Here is an 18,916-nt window from a genome sequence, read left to right as displayed (position 1 = left end):
GGAGTCGTCAGGTACGGGCCATCGGGAGGGGCCGCCGGGAATCCGGCGGCCCCTCCCCATGTTCTGCGTGACGTGCTGGACGTGGACGTGGTGGACGTGGACGGGGCCGTGGTGGACGTTGACGGGGCCGTGGTGGACGTTGGCGTGGACGGGGCCACGGCCGTGGACGTGGCCGTCATCGGGGCCGGGCAGGCCGGTCTGTCGGCGGGGTACTTCCTGCGCAGGGCGGGCCTGGACGCCGTCATGTTCGACCACTCTCCGCATGCCGGAGGGGCTTGGCAGTACCGGTGGCCCACGCTGACCCTCGGCGCGGCGCACGGTATTCACGATCTGCCGGGGATGCCGTTGGGCGAGCGCGACGCGACCCGTCCCGCGTCCGAGGTCGTCTCGGAGTACTTCGCACGCTACGAACGCGAGTTCGCCCTGGACGTGCATCGCCCCGTCGACGTCACGGCCGTCCTCGGGGGTACGCCCGGTGGGCGCCTGCTGGTGGAGACGTCCGAGGGCCTGTACGCGGCCAGGGGCCTGATCAACGCGACCGGCACCTGGGACCGGCCGTTCTGGCCGTACTACCCGGGGCTCGGGTCGTTCCGCGGGCGGCAGCTCCACACCTCCGGCTACCGGGGGCCGGACGAGTTCGCCGGGCGGCGCGTCGTGGTCGTCGGCGGCGGGGCCTCGGCCGTGCAGGCCCTCACGGAAATCGCTGAGCGGGCCGCTGAGACGACGTGGGTGACGCGTCGGCCCCCGGTATGGGTCGAGGGGCCGTTCGACCAGGAGCGGGGACGTCAGGCCGTGGCGCGCGTCGAGGACCGCGTCCGGCGCGGCCTGCCGCCGGGCAGCGTGGTCGGCGCCACCGGGCTCGTCCTGACGCCGGAGGTGCGGGCGGCCCGGGAGAGCGGCGTGCTGCGCCGCCTGCCGATGTTCGAGCGCGTCACGCCGACCGGCGTGGCCTGGGCCGACGGGACGGAGGTCGAGGCGGACGCGATCCTGTGGGCGACCGGTTTCCGCGCCGCCCTCGACCATCTGGCGCCGCTGCGGCTGCGCGCCCCGGGCGGCGGGATCGTCATGGACGGCACGCGTGTGGCCGGTGACCCGCGGATCCACCTGCTCGGGTACGGGCCGTCCGCCAGCACCATCGGCGCCGGGCGCGCCGCCCGCGCCGCCGTGCGCGACCTCAGGGCCCTGCTGGAGCCCCTCCGCGCCGCCTCCTGACCGCCCGCCCGGGGTCCTGGGAGCGCCCGGACCCCCGGAAACGCCCGCCGGCTCCTGACCCGCCTCGTCAGAGGGTGTTCAGGCCCCGTACGATGTCCGTTTTCGGTACCGCCGTGCCATCGTCGCCACATGCTCGGGCCCGCCCCTTGTGAACGGGTTGTATCTTTCCGAGGTCAACTGCCCCGTCATGGCCCCAAGGGATCCCTGTATGCGGGACGATTCGCATATGACCGCTCGTGCGACCCTTCCCTACGGCTCCTGGCCCTCTCCCATTTCCGCCGCCGACGTCGCCCGCGCCCGGCTGCGCCTCAGTTTCCCCCTCGTGCACAACAGCGACGTGTGGTGGCAGGAGACCCGTCCGGAGGAAGGCGGCCGGACCACGGTCATCCATCTTCAGGGCGGGCACCGTACCGAGCTTCTGCAGGCCCCTTGGGACGCCCGTACCCGCGTGCACGAGTACGGGGGGCGGTCCTACCTGCCCGTCCGTACCGCCGAGGGGCATGCGATCGTGTTCTCGAACTACGAGGACCAGCGGCTGCACCGCCTTGACCCCGGTGACCCCAAGCCGCGTCCACTCACCCCTGAGCCCGCCATTCCCGGGGGGCTGCGGTACGCCGACTACATCGTTTCCCCTGACGGCCTGGAGGTGTGGTGCGTGTGCGAGGGGCACACCCCCGACGGCATCCGCCGCGCCATCGTCGCCGTTCCCCTGGACGGCAGCGCGGCCGCGGACGCCTCCGCCATCAGGGAGCTGGTCACCGGCGCCGACTTCTACGCCAACCCGGCCCCCTCCCCCAGCGGCGGGCACCTCGCGTGGGTCCAGTGGAACCACCCCCGGATGCCCTGGGACGGCACCGAGATCCGTGTGGCGGCCCTGGAGGACGGCCAGACCGTCGCGCCCCGCACCGTCAAGGGCGGTCTCACCGAGTCGGCGCTGGCCCCCCTCTGGCGTGACGACGAGTCGCTCTACGTCATGTCGGACTGGCCCGGCTGGTGGAACATCTACCAGGTCGGTCTGCACGGCGAGTCGCCCCAGGCGCTGTACCCCGCCGAGGAGGAGTTCGCGGGGCCCCTCTGGCAGCTGGGCGGCATGCCCTACGCGCTGCTGGAGGACGGCCGCCTCGCGGTGCTGCACGGGGAGGGCGACCAGAGGCTCGGCGTCTACGACCCCGAGACCCTGGAGCTGACCGACCTGGAGGTGCCCTACGACAACTGGCAGCTCTGCGTGTCCGCGCACGGGTCCACCATCGTCGGCATCGCGGGGGGCGCGACCGTCCCGCAGTCGGTGGTGCGCATCGACACGACGACGGGACGGGTGGAGGGCCTGCGGCGCGAACTGGCCGAGCTCCCGGACGTCGCGTACCTGCCCAAGGCGCGCGCGGAACAGCTCGAAGGCCCCTTCGGCCGCCCGGTCCACGCCCTCGTGTACCCGCCGTCCAACCCCGAGTACACGGGGCAGGAGAAGGAACTGCCCCCGTACGTCGTGTTCGTCCACGGCGGGCCCACCAGCCGCGTGTCGAGCGTGCTCAACCTCGAACGGGCCTACTTCACCAGCCGCGGCATCGGCGTCATCGACGTCAACTACGGCGGCTCCACCGGTTACGGCCGCGCCTACCGCGAACGCCTGCGCCGCCAGTGGGGCGTGGTGGACGTCGAGGACGCCGTGGCCGCGGCCAAGGCGCTCGTGGACGGCGGCATCGCCGACCCGGAGCGCCTGGCCATCCGGGGCGGCAGCGCCGGAGGCTGGACGACCCTGGCCGCCATCACCCAGACCGACGTGTTCAAGGCGGCGACGTCCTACTTCGGCATCAGCGACCTGCAGAGCTTCGCCGAGGCCACGCACGACTTCGAGTCGCGGTATCTCTTCGGCCTGATCGGCCCGCTGCCCGGCTTCGAGCGCGCCTACGAGGAGCGCTCCCCCCTCAACAGCGCGGACCGTACGGCGTGCCCCGTCCTGCTCCTGCAGGGCCTGGACGACCCGGTCGTCCCCCCGGACCAGTCGGAGCGCTTCGCGGTGGCGCTGGCGGCCAAGAAGACCCCGTACGCGTACATGACGTTCGAGGGCGAGAGCCACGGGTTCCGGCGCGCCGAGACGGTCGTCGCCTCCCTGGAGGCCGAGCTCGCCTTCTACGGGCAGACGCTGGGCTTCCAGCCGCGCGGGGTGGACCCGATCGACCTGACCGTCGGGTGACGGTGTCAGCCTGGGCTGACAAAGCGCGATTGTCAGCCTAGGCTGACAGCATGACCACGATGACGGAACTCGCGGAGGCCGCGGACAGCCGCGACCCCGCCACCGGCCTCGCCGCCGTGGCCGCCCTGCGCCGGCTCACGGACGAACTCGAGGCCCTCCACGTCGGCAACGCACGCGCCAACGGATGGTCCTGGCAGGCCATCGCCTCCTGCCTGGGCGTACGGCGCCAGTCCGTCCACAAGAAGCACGCGAGGCGGCTCGCATGATGACACTGGACGACTTCAGCCCCTCCGCTGGCGACACCCTCATCCGAGCGGCCATGTCGGCCGAGGGCCCCATCCTCGGCACCGGCCCCCTGCTCCGCGCCCTCGCCCAGGGCGGCCCCGTGGCCGGCGTGGAACTCAGCCCCGACGCCCTTCCCAAGGACTCAGGCCGCGCCCTGCTCGCGACTCTGGGCATCGACCTGGACGACGTGCACCACCGCGCCTACGAGGCCACGTCCCTGCGCCTGGACGACCCGTCCCTGTGGCGCCTGCGGCGCTCCCCCCTGCTGCCCCTGCGCGTAACCCTGACGGGCCCCGGAACGCGCGCCACGTTCAACGAGGCTGGCCGCAAGACCCTGGAAGTCGCCCTCTGGTCCGCACGCCGCCGGGGCCTCCCCTCGGCCACCAGGGAGGACCTCCTCTGGGGACTGCTGGCCGACGCCTCCAACGACGCCGTCCGCATCCTGCGCCGCCAGAGGATCGACCTCCACCGCCTGTGGACCACCCTGAAAGCCGCCTGACCACCACCCGGCGGGGCCTCAGCGGGCGAACTCGATGGCGCGGGACTCGCGGACGACCGTGACCCGGATCTGCCCGGGGTAGGTGAGCTCGCTCTCGACCTGCTTGGCGATGTCGCGGGCGATCACCTGCGCCTGGATGTCGTCGACCGCGTCGGGCTTCACCATGACGCGGATCTCCCGCCCGGCCTGCATGGCGAAGACCTTCTCCACGCCCTCGTGCTTCTCGCGGGCGATCTCCTCCAGCCGCTCCAGCCGCTTGACGTAGGCCTCCAGCGACTCGCGGCGCGCGCCCGGGCGGCTGCCGCTGATGGCGTCGGCGGCCTGCGTGAGCACCGCCTCGACGGTGCGGACCTCGACCTCGTTGTGGTGCGCCTCGATGGCGTGGACGACGTCGTCGTGCTCCCCGTACCGGCGGGCGATCTCCGCGCCGATCAGCGCGTGGCTGCCCTCCACCTCGTGGGTGAGCGCCTTGCCGACGTCGTGCAGCAGCGTGCACCGCTTGGCCTGCTCGACCGGCAGCCGCAGCTCGGACGCCATGATCCCGGCCAGGTGCGCCGACTCGATCAGGTGCTTGAGCACGTTCTGCCCGTACGACGTGCGGTACCGCAGCTGGCCGAGCAGTGTGATCAGCTCCGGATGCATCTCGGTGATGCCCAGCTCGACCAGGGCGTCCTCGCCGGCCCGCACGCACAGCTGCTCGACGTCGCTCTTGCTGCGCTCGTAGATCTCCTCGATCCGCTGCGGGTGGATCCGGCCGTCCAGGACCAGCTTCTCCAGGGTGAGCCGGCCGACCTCCCGGCGGACCGGGTCGAAGCAGCTGAGCAGCACCGCCTCGGGCGTGTCATCAATGATCAGGTTGACGCCGGTGGTGGACTCGAACGCGCGGATGTTGCGGCCCTCGCGGCCGATGATCCGGCCCTTCATCTCGTCGCCGGGCAGGTGCAGCACCGACACCACCGACTCGGCGGTCTGCTCGCTGGCGACCCGCTGGATCGCCAGCGTCACGATCTTGCGGGCGCGCTTCTCGCCCTCGGCCCGGGCCGAGTTCTCGATCTCCCTGGTGATCGGGATGGCCTCCCGCTTGGCCTGGTTCTCCAGCGCGACGACCAGCTCGTTCTTGGCCTCTTCCGTGGTGAGCCCGGCGGCGCGTTCGAGGACCTGGCGGCGCTCCTCCTCCAGCTCGCCGAGCTCCTGGCGGCGGCCCTCCAGCGACCGCTTGGTCTCGGCCAGCCGGCCGGACCACTCCTCCAGGCGCCGGACCTCACCGTCCAGGCGCTGCTCGCGCTCGGCGAGGCGGGTCTCCCTGCGCTCCAGGTCCTCGCGCAGGGTCCGCAGGTCCTCCCGGACGCCGCGGGCCTCCTCCTCCAGCTCGCCGCGCGCCGTGCTGCCGATCCGCTGGGCCTGCTCCTCGGCCTTGGCGAGGATCTCCTGGGCCTGCGAGCGGGCCTCGGCCCTGATCTCGTCGGCGTCCTGGTGCGCCTGGTCGAGTTCGCCCTTGTCGGGCCCGCCGGGCCGCCGCAGCACCACGATCACGAGAGCGACCAGGGTCACCAGTAGCGCGGCACCCAGCAGGACGCTCTCCATGAGGCAGACCTCTTCCTCGCCCGCGGGCCCCGCCGGAGATCGGGGCCCTGCTCTGCGAGGATTTACCCGCGTCCCGGCGAACCGCCGCACGCCCGGCCACAGTGCCGACGCCCGCACGGCGGCACCCGCCGCCCGGTGATCGGGCACCGTGCCGCAGCGCCCCGGACTCTCGCCCGGTGCCGCCTGCCGCATGCCCGGTGATCGGGCACTGTGCCGCAGCGCCCCGGACTTTCGCCCGGTGCCGCCTGCCGCATGCCCGGTGGTGGGTACGCCGCAACCCCCGGGCGGCGGCGAACCGCACCCGGCGATACCGGCCCCCTCCTCCGAGGTCGGCCGAACGTCTGTCCTCTATGCCTCTCAGCTGTGCGAACGTGCTCGGTCGTATGGCAATCCGCGGTGCGCGGAGTAACTCCTCACTGCCGTAACGGTAAGCGGCATGGAGGTAATGAGCAAGCAAACCTTGGGCATTCCGGACTAACCGAGCGGTCGCGTGAGGAAATGCTTACCGCTGCCCCCAAGCCCGTGACCTGCCAGAACACAGTCAGGTCCGCCGCGGCCCCGCGTCAGGCGCCCCGGTCATTCCCCGGCGTGTCGCCCCGCCGTCACCGTCCCGAGGAACGTCAGTCGAACTCCGCGCCCTCCGGCGGCTCCTCGACGTCCGCGCCCTCCTCGTCGAGGACCTCCCGCACGACCCGGTACGCCGTCCCGGGCGGGTACCCCTTCCGCGCCAGCACGCCGACCAGCCGCCGCATCCGCTTGCCCGGCTCCACGCCCCGCGTCGCGGCCGCCTTCCGCGCGATCAGCCGCCGCGCGGTCTCCTCCTCCTGCTCGGCGTCGAGGGTCTCCACCGCGTCGTTGACGGTCTCCTCGGCCACGCCCCGCCGCCGCAGCTCGGCCGCCAGCGCCCGCCGGGCCAGCCCCCGGCCGTTATGCCGCGACTGCACCCACGACTGCGCGAACGCCTCGTCGTCGATCAGACCGACCTCGGTGAACCGCCCCAGCACCCGTTCGGCGACCTCGTCGGGAACCTCCTTGCGCCGCAACGCCTCGGCCAGCTGCGCCCGAGTCCGCGGCCCCCGCTCCAGAGCCCGCAGGCAAACCTCCCGCGCCCACTTCTCCGGGTCCCCCGAACCGCCCTCAGCCTTGCCCCGCGCCCTCCGCCTCCCGCTGGACGCGTCGGCCCGCTCCCCCTCGCCGTCCGACGCCCCCTCAACGCCGCCGCCACCTTCCACGCGCCGGCGACGCTTCTGCCGCGAGCCCCTTTCTCCGGACCCGCCGGGTGAAGCCTTCCGCGGAGCATGCGACTCCTCGCCCGAAGAGTCACCCGATGCCTGCCGCGTGAGACCGCCCACCGCATCATCACGAGGGACCTCCTGGCTCTCAAGCCCTCGCCGCGCCGCCGAACGACCAGGACGACGAACAGAACCCGCCGCCTCACTCCCCTCGTCCCCCGGCTCCACCGAACCGTTGGGATCGGGTGCGCCGGGCTGCGAAGGCCCCGGAGGCTCGGGGCTGGGGGCGCGTTTCTGGTCGGCCGGTCTCTCGCCGGGGGACTTCCGGCGGGCAGCCGGACGGTCCGGACGGCGGACGGGGCTCGTGGCCTCGCTTACGCCTTCTTCTGCTTTGTGGAGGTCGGGTGCGCCGGGCTGAGGCTTGGGGGCGCGTTTCTGGTCGGTGAGCCATGGATTGCCGGGGGGCTCGTTTGGTGACCAGGGTGTCGGGCTGGGTGCGGGCTTCGGCTCGGGTTTGGGCACGGTCGACGGGGCGCCGGTCCAGGCGTTGCTGGACCACTCGGTGACGAAGGGGTTGGCCGGGGGTGGCCCCTGATCGGCCTCCCAGGGGAGGGGTTCCTCCCGTACGGGCTCGTCCTCGTCGTCGGTCGACCAGGGGTTGCGGGAGGCCGGGGGATCGTCGTCGTGCCGTGTCACGGGCGGCCGCCCAGGGCCCTGAGGCGGGGCCCAGAGCCCGGAGCGGCGGCACCATCGGGGAAGGTCCGGTCACCGGACGGCCGGTGCGGGATAGGGCGCCGCCGCCCTGCGTACGAGATCATTCCCCACCCTTCGCTCAGGAGTCGCCCGGCTTGGGGGTCTTGCTCTTGCGCGAGGCGGCCGAGGTCGAGGCGGCACGGGTGGTGGCCGCGGGCGCCGCCGCGGGAGCCGGGGTACCGGCCGCGGGGGCCGGCTCGGCCTCCTTGTCGAGCTTGGGCCCGACGCCGAGCTTCTCCTTGATCTTCTTCTCGATCTCGTCGGCCATGTCGGGGTTGGCCTTGAGGAAGTTGCGGGCGTTCTCCTTGCCCTGGCCGAGCTGGTCGCCGTCGTAGGTGTACCAGGCGCCGGACTTGCGGACGAAGCCGTGCTCCACGCCGAGGTCGATCAGCCCGCCCTCGCGGGAGATGCCCTGGCCGTAGAGCAGGTCGAAGTCGGCGACGCGGAAGGGCGGGGCCATCTTGTTCTTGACGACCTTGACGCGGACCCGGTTGCCGACCGCCTCGGTGCCGTCCTTGAGGGTCTCGATGCGGCGCACGTCCAGCCGGACGGAGGCGTAGAACTTCAGCGCGCGGCCGCCGGTGGTGGTCTCCGGGGAGCCGAACATCACGCCGACCTTCTCGCGGAGCTGGTTGATGAAGACGGCGGTGGTGCGGGTCTGGTTGATCGCGCCGGTGAGCTTGCGCAGCGCCTGCGACATCAGCCGGGCCTGGAGGCCCACGTGGCTGTCGCCCATCTCGCCCTCGATCTCGGCGCGCGGCACCAGCGCCGCCACGGAGTCGATGACGACGATGTCGATCGCGCCGGAGCGGATCAGCATGTCGGTGATCTCGAGCGCCTGCTCGCCGGTGTCGGGCTGGGAGACCAGCAGGGCGTCGATGTCGACGCCGAGCTTGGCGGCGTACTCGGGGTCGAGCGCGTGCTCGGCGTCGACGAACGCCGCGATGCCGCCCTTCTTCTGGACGCTGGCCACCGCGTGCAGCGCGATGGAGGTCTTGCCGGAGCCCTCGGGCCCGTAGACCTCGACCACGCGGCCGCGCGGCAGGCCGCCGATGCCGAGCGCGATGTCGAGCGAGATGGAACCGGTGGGGATCACCTCGACCGGTGCCCGCGCCTCCTCGCCCATCCGCATGACCGAGCCCTTGCCGAACTGCCGCTCGATCTGGGCCAGTGCGGTCTCGAGAGCCTTCTCCCGGTCGTTCGCTGCCATGAGGTGTCGCCCCTTTTTCGTCTGTCGTTGCGGTGTCGGAGGCGACGTTACGGGGCGCCACCGACAGTTGCCGACCCCACGACTTTACCGAACATCCGTTCGATCATGGTCGTGCCCGCGGATTTGCCCGGGAATCTCCGTGCACGCGACACTCGAGACCCCGTACGCTGGCGCCGTCCACGGAGGGTTCCATCATGACGCTGACCGTCATCTTCTGCGTCGATCCGCTCCGCCCCCGGCGCGTTGACCCCCACTTCGCCCGCGAGGCCGCCGCCGTGCGGGATCATTACGGCGAGATCGCCCTGATCGACCACGACGCGCTGCGGCAGGGCGACGTGGACGCGGCCCTGCGGGCCGTCCCGGGCGATCTCGGGCCGGTCTGGTACCGGGGCTGGATGCTCACCAGCGCCGAGTACGCGGCGATGGCGGGAGCCCTGAAAAGGCGCGGCACGCTGCTGCTCACGCACCCGGACGATTACCAGCGGGCGCATGAACTGCCCGGCTGGCACGACACGTTCGCGGGACTGACGCCGCAGAGCGTGTGGCGTCCCCTCTCCCCCGGCGAGGACCCGGGTGATCTGGGCGAGCTCGTACGTCCGCTCCGGGGCGGCGCGGGGATCGTCAAGGACTACGTGAAGTCGCGCAAGCACGAATGGAACGAGGCCTGCTTCGTTCCGGACGTGAAGAACCTCGCCCTGTTGCGCGGGGTCGTGGCCAAGATGCTCGCGTTGCAGGACGAGTTCCTCGCGGGCGGCGTGGTCGTCCGGGAGTACGAGCCCTACGACGGTGAGGGCGAGGCGCGCGTGTGGTGGGTGGACGGTGAGCCCGCCCTTGTGGGGCCCCACCCCGACAGCCCCGAGCTGGAACCCGATCCGCGCCTGGATTCGGTGGCCCCGGCGGTGCGCACGCTGGGCTGCCGTTTCATCACGACCGACCTGGCGCGCCGGGAGGACGGTGAATGGCGCGTGGTGGAGGTGGGCGACGGCCAGGTCAGCGACCTGCCCTCCACGGTGGACCCCATGGACCTGTACGCCCACCTTCCGGTGCCCGACTGAGCACGCCGCGCGCAAGCCCGGAACAGGTCTTGTTCGGGTGCCGATAAGCGGCTTTTTTGGTCCCGGCGGGAACGGGAGGCGTGTCCCTTCCGTCCGAGGATGGACCACCCCTAAGCTATGGCCTCGCAACCGAGAGTTCCCATTCCGTAAGGGCGGACGGGCCCCGCCCTGTGGAACCGACCGGTTGCCAGTCGCCTCGTTTTCGAAGGACGTGTTCGCCTTGCCCCCACAGGAACAGAAGCGCCGGCTCAGCTCCCGCGCCGTGAAGATCGGGATGGTCAGCGCGCTGTCGCTGACCGTGGCCGCCTGCGGCTCCAAGACCACGACGGCCTGGTGTGTGGACCGCTACGCCCCCGCGGTCGGCAAGACCAAGGGCGGCTACCGCGTCGTTTCGGACTACTTCTGTGACAGCCGTGACGTCCAGCGGGGGACGGTCTCCTACGGCCGCTACTTCTGGTACTACGGCGGCAAGCGCAGCAACGACGGCTACGTGTCGGGCGGCAGTTCGGCCGGCCCCAGCAAGGGCAAGATCAAGACGAAGAGCGGGACGACGCTGAGCCGCGGCGGCTTCGGCGGCGGCGGCAAGAGCGGGAGCTGAGACCGTGCGGCGAGCGCGTTCCGCCCCGCGCGACGACTGGGCCGAGAAGGTCGAGAGCCATGGCCTGGCCTACCACCGGACGGCGCATCCGGCGCACCTGCCCCGCCCGTACTGGGACGAGTCGGTGCACTACGTCTTCGAGATGGACGAGGTCCTCGCGCTCGAGGAGGTCGTGGAGGAACTCCACGGGATGTGCCTGCAGGTGGTGGAGCACGTGGTGACCACCGGCCGGTATCACGTGCTGGGCATTCCCGAGTGGGTCGCGCCGCTCATCGAGGAGTCGTGGCGGCGGGGCGATCCGCATCTGTACGGCCGGTTCGACCTCAGCTACGGCGGCGAGGGCCCGGCCAAGCTGCTGGAGTACAACGCCGACACTCCGACGTCGCTGGTGGAGAGCGCGATCGTCCAGTGGTTCTGGCTCCAGGAGGTCTTTCCCAAGGACGACCAGTGGAATTCCATCCACGAGCGCCTGGTCGCCCGCTGGAAGGGGATCGCCTCGGGACTGGGGGACGACGGCCCCGTCCACTTCGCCTGGACCCACGGTGACGAGACCGCCGAAGAGGTCATGACGATCGCCTACATGCAGGAGACCGCCGATGAGGCGGGCCTGCCGGGGCTGGCGATCGCCATGGAGGACATCGGGTGGGATTCCGCGCGGGAGCGTTTCGTGGATCTCGACGAGAAGGAGATCCGCACCCTCTGCAAGCTCTACCCGTGGGAATGGATCGTCAACGAGCCGTTCGGCCGCAACATCCCGGGCACGCCCACCGGGTGGATCGAGCCGATCTGGAAGATGGTGCTGTCGAACAAGGCGCTGCTGGTGCTGCTGTGGGAGTTGTTCCCGGGGCATCCCAATCTGCTTCCCACCTATCTCAACACGCCTTCGGACCTGACGGCCTACGTCCAGAAGCCGCTGCTGGGGCGGGAGGGCGCCAGCATGCGGATCGTGACCCCCGACGGCAGCGAGCAGCGCACCCAGGGCGACTACGGCAAGGAGGGCTTCGTCTTCCAGGAGTTCTGCGCGCTGCCCGATTTCGACGGCGAGCACCCGGTCCTGGGCGCCTGGGTCGTCCACGACGAGTCCGCGGGGCTGGGCATCCGCGAGACCTCCGGGCTCATCACCGACGACACCTCCTCCTTCGTCCCGCACCGCATCCCCCTGTAAGACGTCCGTTCCCCCCTGCAAGGCGTCCGACAACCCCCTTCAACCGCAGCGGACGCGCGTTCCGCTAAGGAGATCCATGAACACCGACGAGAGTCTCGGCCAGATCCTGCTGGACGGGACGGGAGCGCTGCTCGCCTACGCCGCGGTCGGCCTGGTGCTGTTCGTGGTCGGTTTCTACATGACCGACCTGGCCACCCCGGGCCGGCTGATCACGGTGATCCGCACGCACCGCAACCCCAACGCCACCCTGCTGGCCTGCGCCTCGACCGTCGGCGTCGGCCTCATCGTGGCCGTCTCGATCTTCGCCTCGGGCGGGGACCTGCTGGAGGGCCTCACCCGGACCCTGGTGTTCGGCGCGGTCGGCATCGTCGCCATGACCATCGCCACCCTGGTCTTCGACCGCCTCGTCGGGATCAGCATCAAGGAACTGGCCGACGACGCCGAGGACAAGCTCGAACCCGCCGCCGTCCTCCTCGCCGTCGCCAACCTCATGATCGGCTTCGTCACCGCCGTCGCGGTCTACTGACCGGCGCCCCCGCGGCGGGCCGTCGGCCGCCGCGTTCGCAGAGGAGAGTTTCCGGGGGCGGTCGCGGCCCCGGCCGCGACCGCCCCTCGTCATGTCCGGCGGAAGAAGGGCACGGCCTGCCGCGCCTCAGTGGAGGTGCTGGGGGACGTCGAACGTGGCGACGACCGCGTGCCAGACCTTCTTGGCGGGTTCTCCGTCGGCCAGTGCCTGCTCGATGGTGCGGCCGCCGAGTTCTGCCAGGACGTGGTCCTTGGCCACGCTCTCGGCGTAGCTCTCGCCGAACTGCTGCCTCATCCGATCCCAGAACACTGTGAGCCGCACACGCCAACGCTATCCGACCCACCGCCGAGGGCCGTCATTCAAGGGATTCGGTGATCTCCCCAGGAACGGCGGGGTGCTCGCCGGGGTGGACGCTCGGGTGCGTCCCCTCGCGGTACTGGCGGTGCAGGCCGGTCAGGTAGCGCTCCACGCCCTCGACGACGCGGGCGGTGCGGTACGAGGGGAAGACGTCGAACCCGTGCTGGCCGCCCTGCATCTCGGCGTAGACGACCGGTGACGCGGACGTCTCGCGCAGGCGCTCCACGAAGCGGCGGGCCTCGGCCACCGGGATGAGCGAGTCGTGACTGCCGTGGATCACGAGGAACGGGGGCGCGTCCTCCCGGAGGTAGTTCACGGGGGATGCCTTGGCGTAGGCCTCCGGTTCCTCGTGGAAGGGCCTCTTCACCACCATCCGCTGCATGAGGGCGGTCGCCCCCATGGGAACGGGCCAGGGCCCGGGCTGGACGAGGTCGTACACCCCGTAGAAGGGGACTGCGCCCTGGACGCTGGTGTCGACGTCCTCGAAGCCCGGCTGGAACTCGGGAACGTTGGCCGTGAGCGCGACCATGGCCGTGAGGTGGCCCCCGGCGGAGCCACCGGTGACGCAGAGGAAGCCGGGGTCGGCCCCGTACTCGGCGGCGTGCTGCCGGTACCACTTGAGGAAGCACTTCAGGTCGACCAGGTGCTCGGGCCAGGTGGCCTTGGGACTGAGCCGGTAGTTGACGTTGAACCCCACCCACCCCTGGACGGCCATGTGGTTGAGCAGGGCGAGCCCCTGCTCGCGCTTGTCCCCGATGACCCAGGCGCCACCGTGGATCTCCATGAGGCCGGGGCGCAGTCCCTTGGCCGTGTTCTCGCCGGCGGGGGTGTAGACGTCCAGTTTCAGGCGCAGGCGCTCCTGCTCGTGGAAGACGATGTTGCGCTGGACCTTGACGCCTCTGCGCGGGATGAGGCACAGCGGGGGCACGATGAGGTGACTCACCGGGTAGCGGGGTGCCCGTTCGGGGTCCAGATCCAGGGGAACGCCGCACTCCTCAAGGGTGACGACGGTACGGCGCGAGGCGGCCATGGCCGCGATCGTCCCCGCGGCACCGGCCGCTCCCAGGGCGAGGCCCGCCCATCCGGGCCAGCCCTCCAGTCCCCCGAACGCGACCGCCGAGCCCATGCCCGCGACCTCGGCCACGAGGAGGTGGGGCGCCAGTTCGATGCTGAGCCATCCGGCGAAGAAGCCCGGCACCAGCAGCCACGGGTGACGGCGGGGGAAGTGGGCGTTCAGCGTGAGCAGCACGGCGGCCACGCCGACTGCGAGAAGGACGTACGGCATGGGCTCGGCTCCTTGAGGTCGTCCTGGGGGACGGCGACCGCGGCGACCGCCCCTCAGGATGACCGAACAAGCATTCGTTCACAATGTGATGCGGGCCACCCCGGCGCGTTCTGTCAGAGGCAGGATGCAGGATGGGGACATGACGGTTGACGTGCTCGAACGCTTCTCCCCGGCCACGCGCGCGTGGTTCACGGGGGCGTTCGCCGCGCCCACGGCGGCGCAGGCCGGCGCGTGGGAGTCCATCTCCGGCGGCGACAACACCCTCGTCGTCGCGCCGACCGGGTCCGGCAAGACGCTGGCGGCGTTCCTGTGGTCGCTCGACCGCCTCGCCGCGCACGAGGCCGCGAGCGCCGATCCCAAGCGGCGCTGCCGTGTGCTGTACGTCTCCCCGCTCAAGGCCCTGGCCGTCGACGTCGAGCGCAACCTGCGCGCCCCGCTGACCGGTATCCGCCACGCCGCCCGCAGGCTCGGCCTGCCCGAGCCCGACGTGCGGGTCGGGATCCGCTCCGGCGACACCCCCGCCGACGAGCGCCGCAGGCTGGCGACCAGGCCGCCGGACATCCTGATCACCACCCCCGAATCGCTGTTCCTGATCCTGACCTCGCAGGCGCGCGAGTCGCTGCGCGGGGTGGAGACGGTGATCGTCGACGAGGTGCACGCCGTCGCGGGCACCAAGCGCGGCGCGCATCTGGCGCTGTCCCTGGAGCGGCTGGACGCCCTGCTCGACCGGCCCGCCCAGCGCATCGGCCTGTCGGCGACGGTGCGGCCGGTGGAGGAGATCGCGGCCTTCCTCGGCGGCGCCCGCCCGGCCACCGCGGTGCAGCCGCCGTCGGACAAGGTCTTCGACCTCGACATCGTCGTCCCCGTGGAGGACATGGGAGCTGTGTTCATCCAAGGGGGACAACCCCCGGAGACCCCCGGGGGCCGGTTCGTCGACGACGCGGGCACGGCCGACCCCAGGCAGCGCAGCATCTGGCCCCATGTGGAGGACCGGCTGCTCGACCTGATCGAGGCGCACCGCTCCACGCTCGTCTTCGCGAACTCGCGCCGCCTGGCCGAGCGGTTGTGCGGCCGCCTCAACGAACTGGCCTACGAACGCAGTGCGGGCCCCCTGCCGGAGGATCACGCACCGGCCGAGACCATGGCCCAGGCGGGTGCGGCCAAGGGCGCGCCCGTCGAGATAGCGCGCGCGCATCACGGCTCGGTGTCCAAGGAGGAGCGGGCCGGGATCGAGGATTCCCTCAAGCAGGGCCGTCTTCCCGCGGTCGTCGCCACCTCCAGCCTGGAGCTGGGCATCGACATGGGCGCGGTCGACCTCGTCGTCCAGGTGGAGTCGCCGCCGTCGGTGGCCAACGGCCTGCAGCGCGTGGGGCGGGCGGGCCACCAGGTGGGCGCGGTCTCCAAGGGCGTCATCTTCCCCAAGTACCGGGGCGACCTCGTCCAGACCACGGTGGTGGCCGAGCGCATGCGCGGCGGCGAGATCGAGGAGATGCGCTACCCGCGCAACCCGCTCGACGTCCTGGCGCAGCAGATCGTCGCGATGGTCGCGATGGACGAGTGGACGGTGGACGACCTGGAGTCGGTGGTGAAGCGGGCCGCCCCCTACGCCACCCTCCCCCGCTCGGCGCTGGAGGCGACCCTGGACATGCTCGCCGGGCGCTACCCGAGCGACGAGTTCGGCGAGCTGCGGCCCCGCCTGGTGTGGGACCGCGTGACCGGGGTGCTGCGCGACCGTCCCGGCGCGCAGCGGCTGGCCGTCACCAGCGGCGGCACCATTCCCGACCGGGGCCTGTTCGGGGTCTTCCTGGTGGGCGAGAAGGCGTCCCGCGTCGGCGAGCTGGACGAGGAGATGGTGTACGAGTCGCGCGTGGGCGACGTGTTCGTCCTGGGCGCGAGCTCGTGGCGGATCGAGGACATCACGCCCGACCGGGTGCTGGTGTCGCCCGCCCCCGGCCAGCCGGGCAAGCTGCCGTTCTGGCACGGCGACACCCTGGGGCGTCCGGCCGAGCTGGGGCGTGCGCTGGGGGCGTTCACCCGGGAGCTCGCCGGGCTCACGGCCGAGGTCGCCCGCGAACGCGTCATCGCGGCGGGCCTGGACGAGTGGGCCGCCGCCAACCTGGTCTCCTATCTCGGTGAGCAGCGCGAGGCCACCGGCCATGTCCCGGACGACCGCACCCTGGTGGTGGAGCGGTTCCGCGACGAGCTGGGCGACTGGCGCATGGTCGTGCACTCCCCTCTGGGGGCGCGCCTGCACGCGCCCTGGGCCCTGGCCATCGCGGGCCGCCTCCGCGAGCGCTACGGGGTGGACGCCCAGGCGATGCACGCCGACGACGGCATCGTCATCCGCATCCCCGACATGGACGAGCCACCCAACCTCGACCTGGCGGTGTTCGACCCCGACGACATCGAGCGCATCGTGGTGGACGAGCTGGGCGGGTCGGCGCTGTTCGCGGCCCGTTTCCGGGAGTGCGCGGCGCGTTCCCTGCTGCTGCCGCGCCGCCGTCCCGACAAGCGCATGCCGCTGTGGCAGCAGCGCCAGCGCGCGGCCCAGCTGCTGGCGGTGGCGAGCAAGTACCCCTCGTTCCCGATCGTCCTGGAGACGATGCGCGAGTGCCTTCAGGACGTGTTCGACGTTCCGGGGCTGGTGGGGCTCATGCGCGACCTGTCGGGCCGCAAGGTCCGGCTGGTCGAGGTGGAGACGCCCGAGCCCTCGCCCTATGCGCGCTCTCTGCTGTTCCACTATGTGGGCGCGTTCATGTACGAGGGCGATTCGCCCCTGGCCGAGCGCCGCGCCCAGGCGCTCGCCCTGGATTCCGCCCTCCTGTCCGAGCTGCTGGGCCAGGCCGACCTGCGCGAGCTGCTCGACCCCGAGGTGGTGGCCGACACCGAGCGCGAGCTGCAACGCCTCGCCGGAGACCGCCGCGCCCGGGGGCTGGAGGGCGTCGCCGACCTGCTGCGCGGCCTCGGCCCCCTCACCACGGCCGAAGTGACCGAACGCACCACGACGGCCCCCGAAACGCCCGCGGGCTCCGGCACTCTCGCCGAGTCGACGGGCGAGGCCCCGGTCGATGCGACCGCGACCGTGTCGCTGTGGCTGTCGGACCTCGAGGCGACCCGGCGCGCCATCCGGGTACGGATCGCGGGCCGGGAGCACTGGGCCGCCGTCGAGGACGCCGGGCGCCTGCGCGACGCGCTCGGGGCGCCGCTCCCGGTGGGCATCCCCGAGGCGTTCCTGGAACCGGTCGATGATCCGCTGGGCGACCTGATCTCCCGTTACGCCCGCACGCACGGGCCCTTCCGCGCCGTCGCCGCCGCCGCGCGCTTCGGCCTGGGCCCGGCCGTGGTGGTCGAGACCCTGCGGCGGCTGTCGGCGGCGGGACGCGTCGTGGAGGGCGAGTTCCTGCCCGTCGCGGCGGTCTCCGGCCCGCTGACCAGCGAGTGGTGCGACACGGGCGTGCTGAGGACGCTGCGGCGCCGTTCCCTGGCCCGCCTGCGCGCGGAGGTGGAGCCGTCCCCGCCCGAGGCGCTGGGCCGGTTCCTGCCCGTGTGGCACGGCATCGCCGGCGGTTCCCGGCTGCGCGGCATCGACGCCCTCGTCCAGGCCGTCGAGCAGCTCCAGGGTTCGGCGGTGCCCGCGTCGGCGCTGGAATCGCTCATCCTCCCGGCCCGCGTCCCGGGCTACTCCCCGGCCATGCTCGACGAGCTGACCTCGGCGGGCGAGGTCGTCTGGGCGGGGCAGGGCGGCCTGCCGGGCGGGGACGGCTGGGTCTCGCTCTACCTGGCCGAGACCGCGCCGCTGCTCATGCCGGAGCCCGCCGACATCACCCTCACGCCCGTGCACCAGGCGGTGCTGGACGCGCTCTCCGACGGCGGGGCGCTGTTCTTCCGGATGCTCTCCGACCGCGTCAACGCCGAGGTGACGGTCAACGACCAGGACCTGGTCACCGCCGTGTGGGATCTGGTCTGGGCGGGCCGCCTCACCAACGACACCCTGGCTCCGATGCGTTCCGCGCTGGGGGCGGGGCGTCCGACGCACCGTTCCAGGACGACCCGGCGCGGACGCCCCGTTCTGCCGTCCCGCACGGGGCCGCCGACGGTCGCGGGGCGCTGGTGGCTGCTCCCCGAACGCGAGACCCGGGCGACGCTGCGCTCGCACGCGCTGGCGGAGGCCCTCCTCGACCGCTACGGCATCGTCATCAGGGGCGCCGTGGCGGCCGAACGCACGCCCGGGGGGTTCGCGGCCGTGTATCCGGTGCTGCGCGCGTTCGAGGAGAGCGGGCGCTGCCGGCGCGGCTATTTCGTCGAGGGCCTGGGGGCGGCCCAGTTCGCCCTGCCCGGGGCGGTCGACCGGCTGCGTGCGCTGCGTCCCTCGCAGCCCGCTCCCCCGGCCGACCCGTGGGAGACTCCGCTGCCCGGCGGCAACGAGCGCCGCGCCCTCGTCCTGGCCGCGGCCGACCCGGCCAATCCGTACGGGGCTGCGCTCCCCTGGCCCGAACGCGATGACGAGGTCGCCAGCGGCCACAAGCCCGGCCGCAAGGCCGGGGCGCTGGTCGTACTGGTCGAGGGCGGTCTGGCCCTGTACGTCGAGCGCGGCGGCCGCACGCTCCTCACCTGGGACGACGACCCCGACGCCCTCCAGCCGGCGGTGGACGCCCTCGCCCTGGCCGTCCGGGAGGGGGCGCTGGGCCGTCTCACCGTCGAACGCGCCGACGGCGAGTCGATCAACAATTCCCCCTTGGCGTCCGCCCTGGAAGCCGCAGGTTTCCACCCCACCCCCAGGGGCCTCCGCCTACGAGCTGTGTAATAGGCCCGGCCTACGGGGCTCGCCTGGAGGCTCGCCCCTGACCGGGCCTTTGGCGAGCGCGGCATCGCTTCGCGATCTGGCCGGTGACGCTCGCCTCCGGCGTCGCACCACCGGCCAGGTAACGCGCTCGCGTGGTACCTGAGGCGGCGTCGGGACAGGT

Annotated in this window: 14 protein-coding genes; 9 read left to right on the top strand and 5 right to left on the bottom strand. The window is 72.2% G+C overall.

Annotated elements, in window-relative coordinates:
- Positions 1 to 162: 162 nt before the first annotated feature.
- From ACFPZN_RS43525 to ACFPZN_RS43510, 4 genes are all read left to right on the top strand, one after another.
- Positions 163 to 1,212: an NAD(P)-binding domain-containing protein gene (locus ACFPZN_RS43525; RefSeq protein WP_378288608.1), complete on the top strand. Its 1,050-nt coding sequence runs from the start codon at positions 163 to 165 to the stop codon at positions 1,210 to 1,212.
- A 226-nt stretch (positions 1,213 to 1,438) separates the two neighbouring features.
- Positions 1,439 to 3,403: a S9 family peptidase gene (locus ACFPZN_RS43520; protein ID WP_378288587.1), complete on the top strand. Its 1,965-nt coding sequence runs from the start codon at positions 1,439 to 1,441 to the stop codon at positions 3,401 to 3,403.
- Positions 3,404 to 3,453: 50 nt separating this feature from the next.
- Entirely contained in the window at positions 3,454 to 3,669 is a 216-nt protein-coding gene (locus ACFPZN_RS43515) for a helix-turn-helix domain-containing protein (protein WP_378288585.1), read from the top strand.
- A complete protein-coding gene (locus ACFPZN_RS43510) occupies positions 3,666 to 4,187 on the top strand; it encodes a hypothetical protein (RefSeq protein ID WP_378288583.1) in 522 nt (173 codons plus the stop codon). Before ACFPZN_RS43515 ends, ACFPZN_RS43510 begins: the two co-directional genes overlap by 4 nt.
- Positions 4,188 to 4,205: 18 nt before the next feature.
- On the opposite strand, the gene rny is transcribed toward ACFPZN_RS43510, so the two are convergent.
- The 3 genes from rny to recA form a co-directional block, all read right to left on the bottom strand.
- On the bottom strand, positions 4,206 to 5,771 hold the full coding sequence (gene rny / locus ACFPZN_RS43505; protein WP_378288581.1) for a ribonuclease Y: 1,566 nt from the start codon (positions 5,769 to 5,771) through the stop codon (positions 4,206 to 4,208).
- Positions 5,772 to 6,391: 620 nt separating this feature from the next.
- Entirely contained in the window at positions 6,392 to 7,003 is a 612-nt protein-coding gene (locus ACFPZN_RS43500) for a regulatory protein RecX (protein WP_378288579.1), read from the bottom strand.
- An 832-nt stretch (positions 7,004 to 7,835) separates the two neighbouring features.
- Entirely contained in the window at positions 7,836 to 8,966 is a 1,131-nt protein-coding gene (gene recA, locus ACFPZN_RS43495; protein ID WP_378288577.1) for a recombinase RecA, read from the bottom strand.
- A 194-nt stretch (positions 8,967 to 9,160) separates the two neighbouring features.
- Here recA and ACFPZN_RS43490 point away from each other — a divergent pair, with 194 nt between their 5' ends.
- The 4 genes from ACFPZN_RS43490 to ACFPZN_RS43475 all read left to right on the top strand — a co-directional run bounded on the left by ACFPZN_RS43490 (position 9,161) and on the right by ACFPZN_RS43475 (position 12,310).
- Complete coding sequence (locus ACFPZN_RS43490) at positions 9,161 to 10,021, top strand: ATP-grasp domain-containing protein (protein WP_378288575.1); 861 nt, start codon at positions 9,161 to 9,163, stop codon at positions 10,019 to 10,021.
- Between the two features lie 220 nt (positions 10,022 to 10,241).
- Positions 10,242 to 10,619: a hypothetical protein gene (locus tag ACFPZN_RS43485; protein ID WP_378288574.1), complete on the top strand. Its 378-nt coding sequence runs from the start codon at positions 10,242 to 10,244 to the stop codon at positions 10,617 to 10,619.
- Between the two features lie 4 nt (positions 10,620 to 10,623).
- Positions 10,624 to 11,784: a glutathionylspermidine synthase family protein gene (locus tag ACFPZN_RS43480; protein ID WP_378288573.1), complete on the top strand. Its 1,161-nt coding sequence runs from the start codon at positions 10,624 to 10,626 to the stop codon at positions 11,782 to 11,784.
- Between the two features lie 76 nt (positions 11,785 to 11,860).
- Complete coding sequence (locus ACFPZN_RS43475; protein WP_378288572.1) at positions 11,861 to 12,310, top strand: DUF350 domain-containing protein; 450 nt, start codon at positions 11,861 to 11,863, stop codon at positions 12,308 to 12,310.
- 126 nt (positions 12,311 to 12,436) lie between these two features.
- Here the strand turns inward: ACFPZN_RS43475 and ACFPZN_RS43470 are convergent, their stop codons facing one another.
- Together ACFPZN_RS43470 and ACFPZN_RS43465 are read right to left on the bottom strand one after the other, a co-directional pair.
- On the bottom strand, positions 12,437 to 12,631 hold the full coding sequence (locus ACFPZN_RS43470) for a DUF3046 domain-containing protein (RefSeq protein ID WP_378288571.1): 195 nt from the start codon (positions 12,629 to 12,631) through the stop codon (positions 12,437 to 12,439).
- A gap of 34 nt (positions 12,632 to 12,665) precedes the next feature.
- Positions 12,666 to 13,952 carry an alpha/beta hydrolase fold domain-containing protein gene (locus ACFPZN_RS43465; protein ID WP_378288570.1) on the bottom strand — a complete coding sequence of 429 codons (1,287 nt, stop codon included), beginning with the start codon at positions 13,950 to 13,952 and terminating at the stop codon, positions 12,666 to 12,668.
- Positions 13,953 to 14,091: 139 nt separating this feature from the next.
- Here ACFPZN_RS43465 and ACFPZN_RS43460 point away from each other — a divergent pair, with 139 nt between their 5' ends.
- Positions 14,092 to 18,756 carry an ATP-dependent helicase gene (locus ACFPZN_RS43460; protein ID WP_378288568.1) on the top strand — a complete coding sequence of 1,555 codons (4,665 nt, stop codon included), beginning with the start codon at positions 14,092 to 14,094 and terminating at the stop codon, positions 18,754 to 18,756.
- The last annotated feature ends 160 nt before the right edge of the window (positions 18,757 to 18,916 follow it).

The organism is Actinomadura rugatobispora (assembly GCF_042656285.1).
Classification (GTDB): Bacteria; Actinomycetota; Actinomycetes; order Streptosporangiales; family Streptosporangiaceae; genus Spirillospora; species Spirillospora rugatobispora.
Note: the sequence above shows the minus strand (reverse complement) of the source record. Positions and strands in the feature narration are given on the sequence as shown.

Coding starts and splice junctions, on each gene's coding strand:
- ACFPZN_RS43520 (WP_378288587.1), top strand. CDS start 1,439: ATGACCGCTCGTGCGACCCTTCCCTACGGCTCCTGGCCCTCTCCCATT.
- ACFPZN_RS43515 (WP_378288585.1), top strand. CDS start 3,454: ATGACCACGATGACGGAACTCGCGGAGGCCGCGGACAGCCGCGACCCC.
- ACFPZN_RS43510 (WP_378288583.1), top strand. CDS start 3,666: ATGATGACACTGGACGACTTCAGCCCCTCCGCTGGCGACACCCTCATC.
- rny (WP_378288581.1), bottom strand. CDS start 5,771: ATGGAGAGCGTCCTGCTGGGTGCCGCGCTACTGGTGACCCTGGTCGCT.
- recA (WP_378288577.1), bottom strand. CDS start 8,966: ATGGCAGCGAACGACCGGGAGAAGGCTCTCGAGACCGCACTGGCCCAG.
- ACFPZN_RS43490 (WP_378288575.1), top strand. CDS start 9,161: ATGACGCTGACCGTCATCTTCTGCGTCGATCCGCTCCGCCCCCGGCGC.
- ACFPZN_RS43475 (WP_378288572.1), top strand. CDS start 11,861: ATGAACACCGACGAGAGTCTCGGCCAGATCCTGCTGGACGGGACGGGA.
- ACFPZN_RS43465 (WP_378288570.1), bottom strand. CDS start 13,952: ATGCCGTACGTCCTTCTCGCAGTCGGCGTGGCCGCCGTGCTGCTCACG.
- ACFPZN_RS43460 (WP_378288568.1), top strand. CDS start 14,092: ATGACGGTTGACGTGCTCGAACGCTTCTCCCCGGCCACGCGCGCGTGG.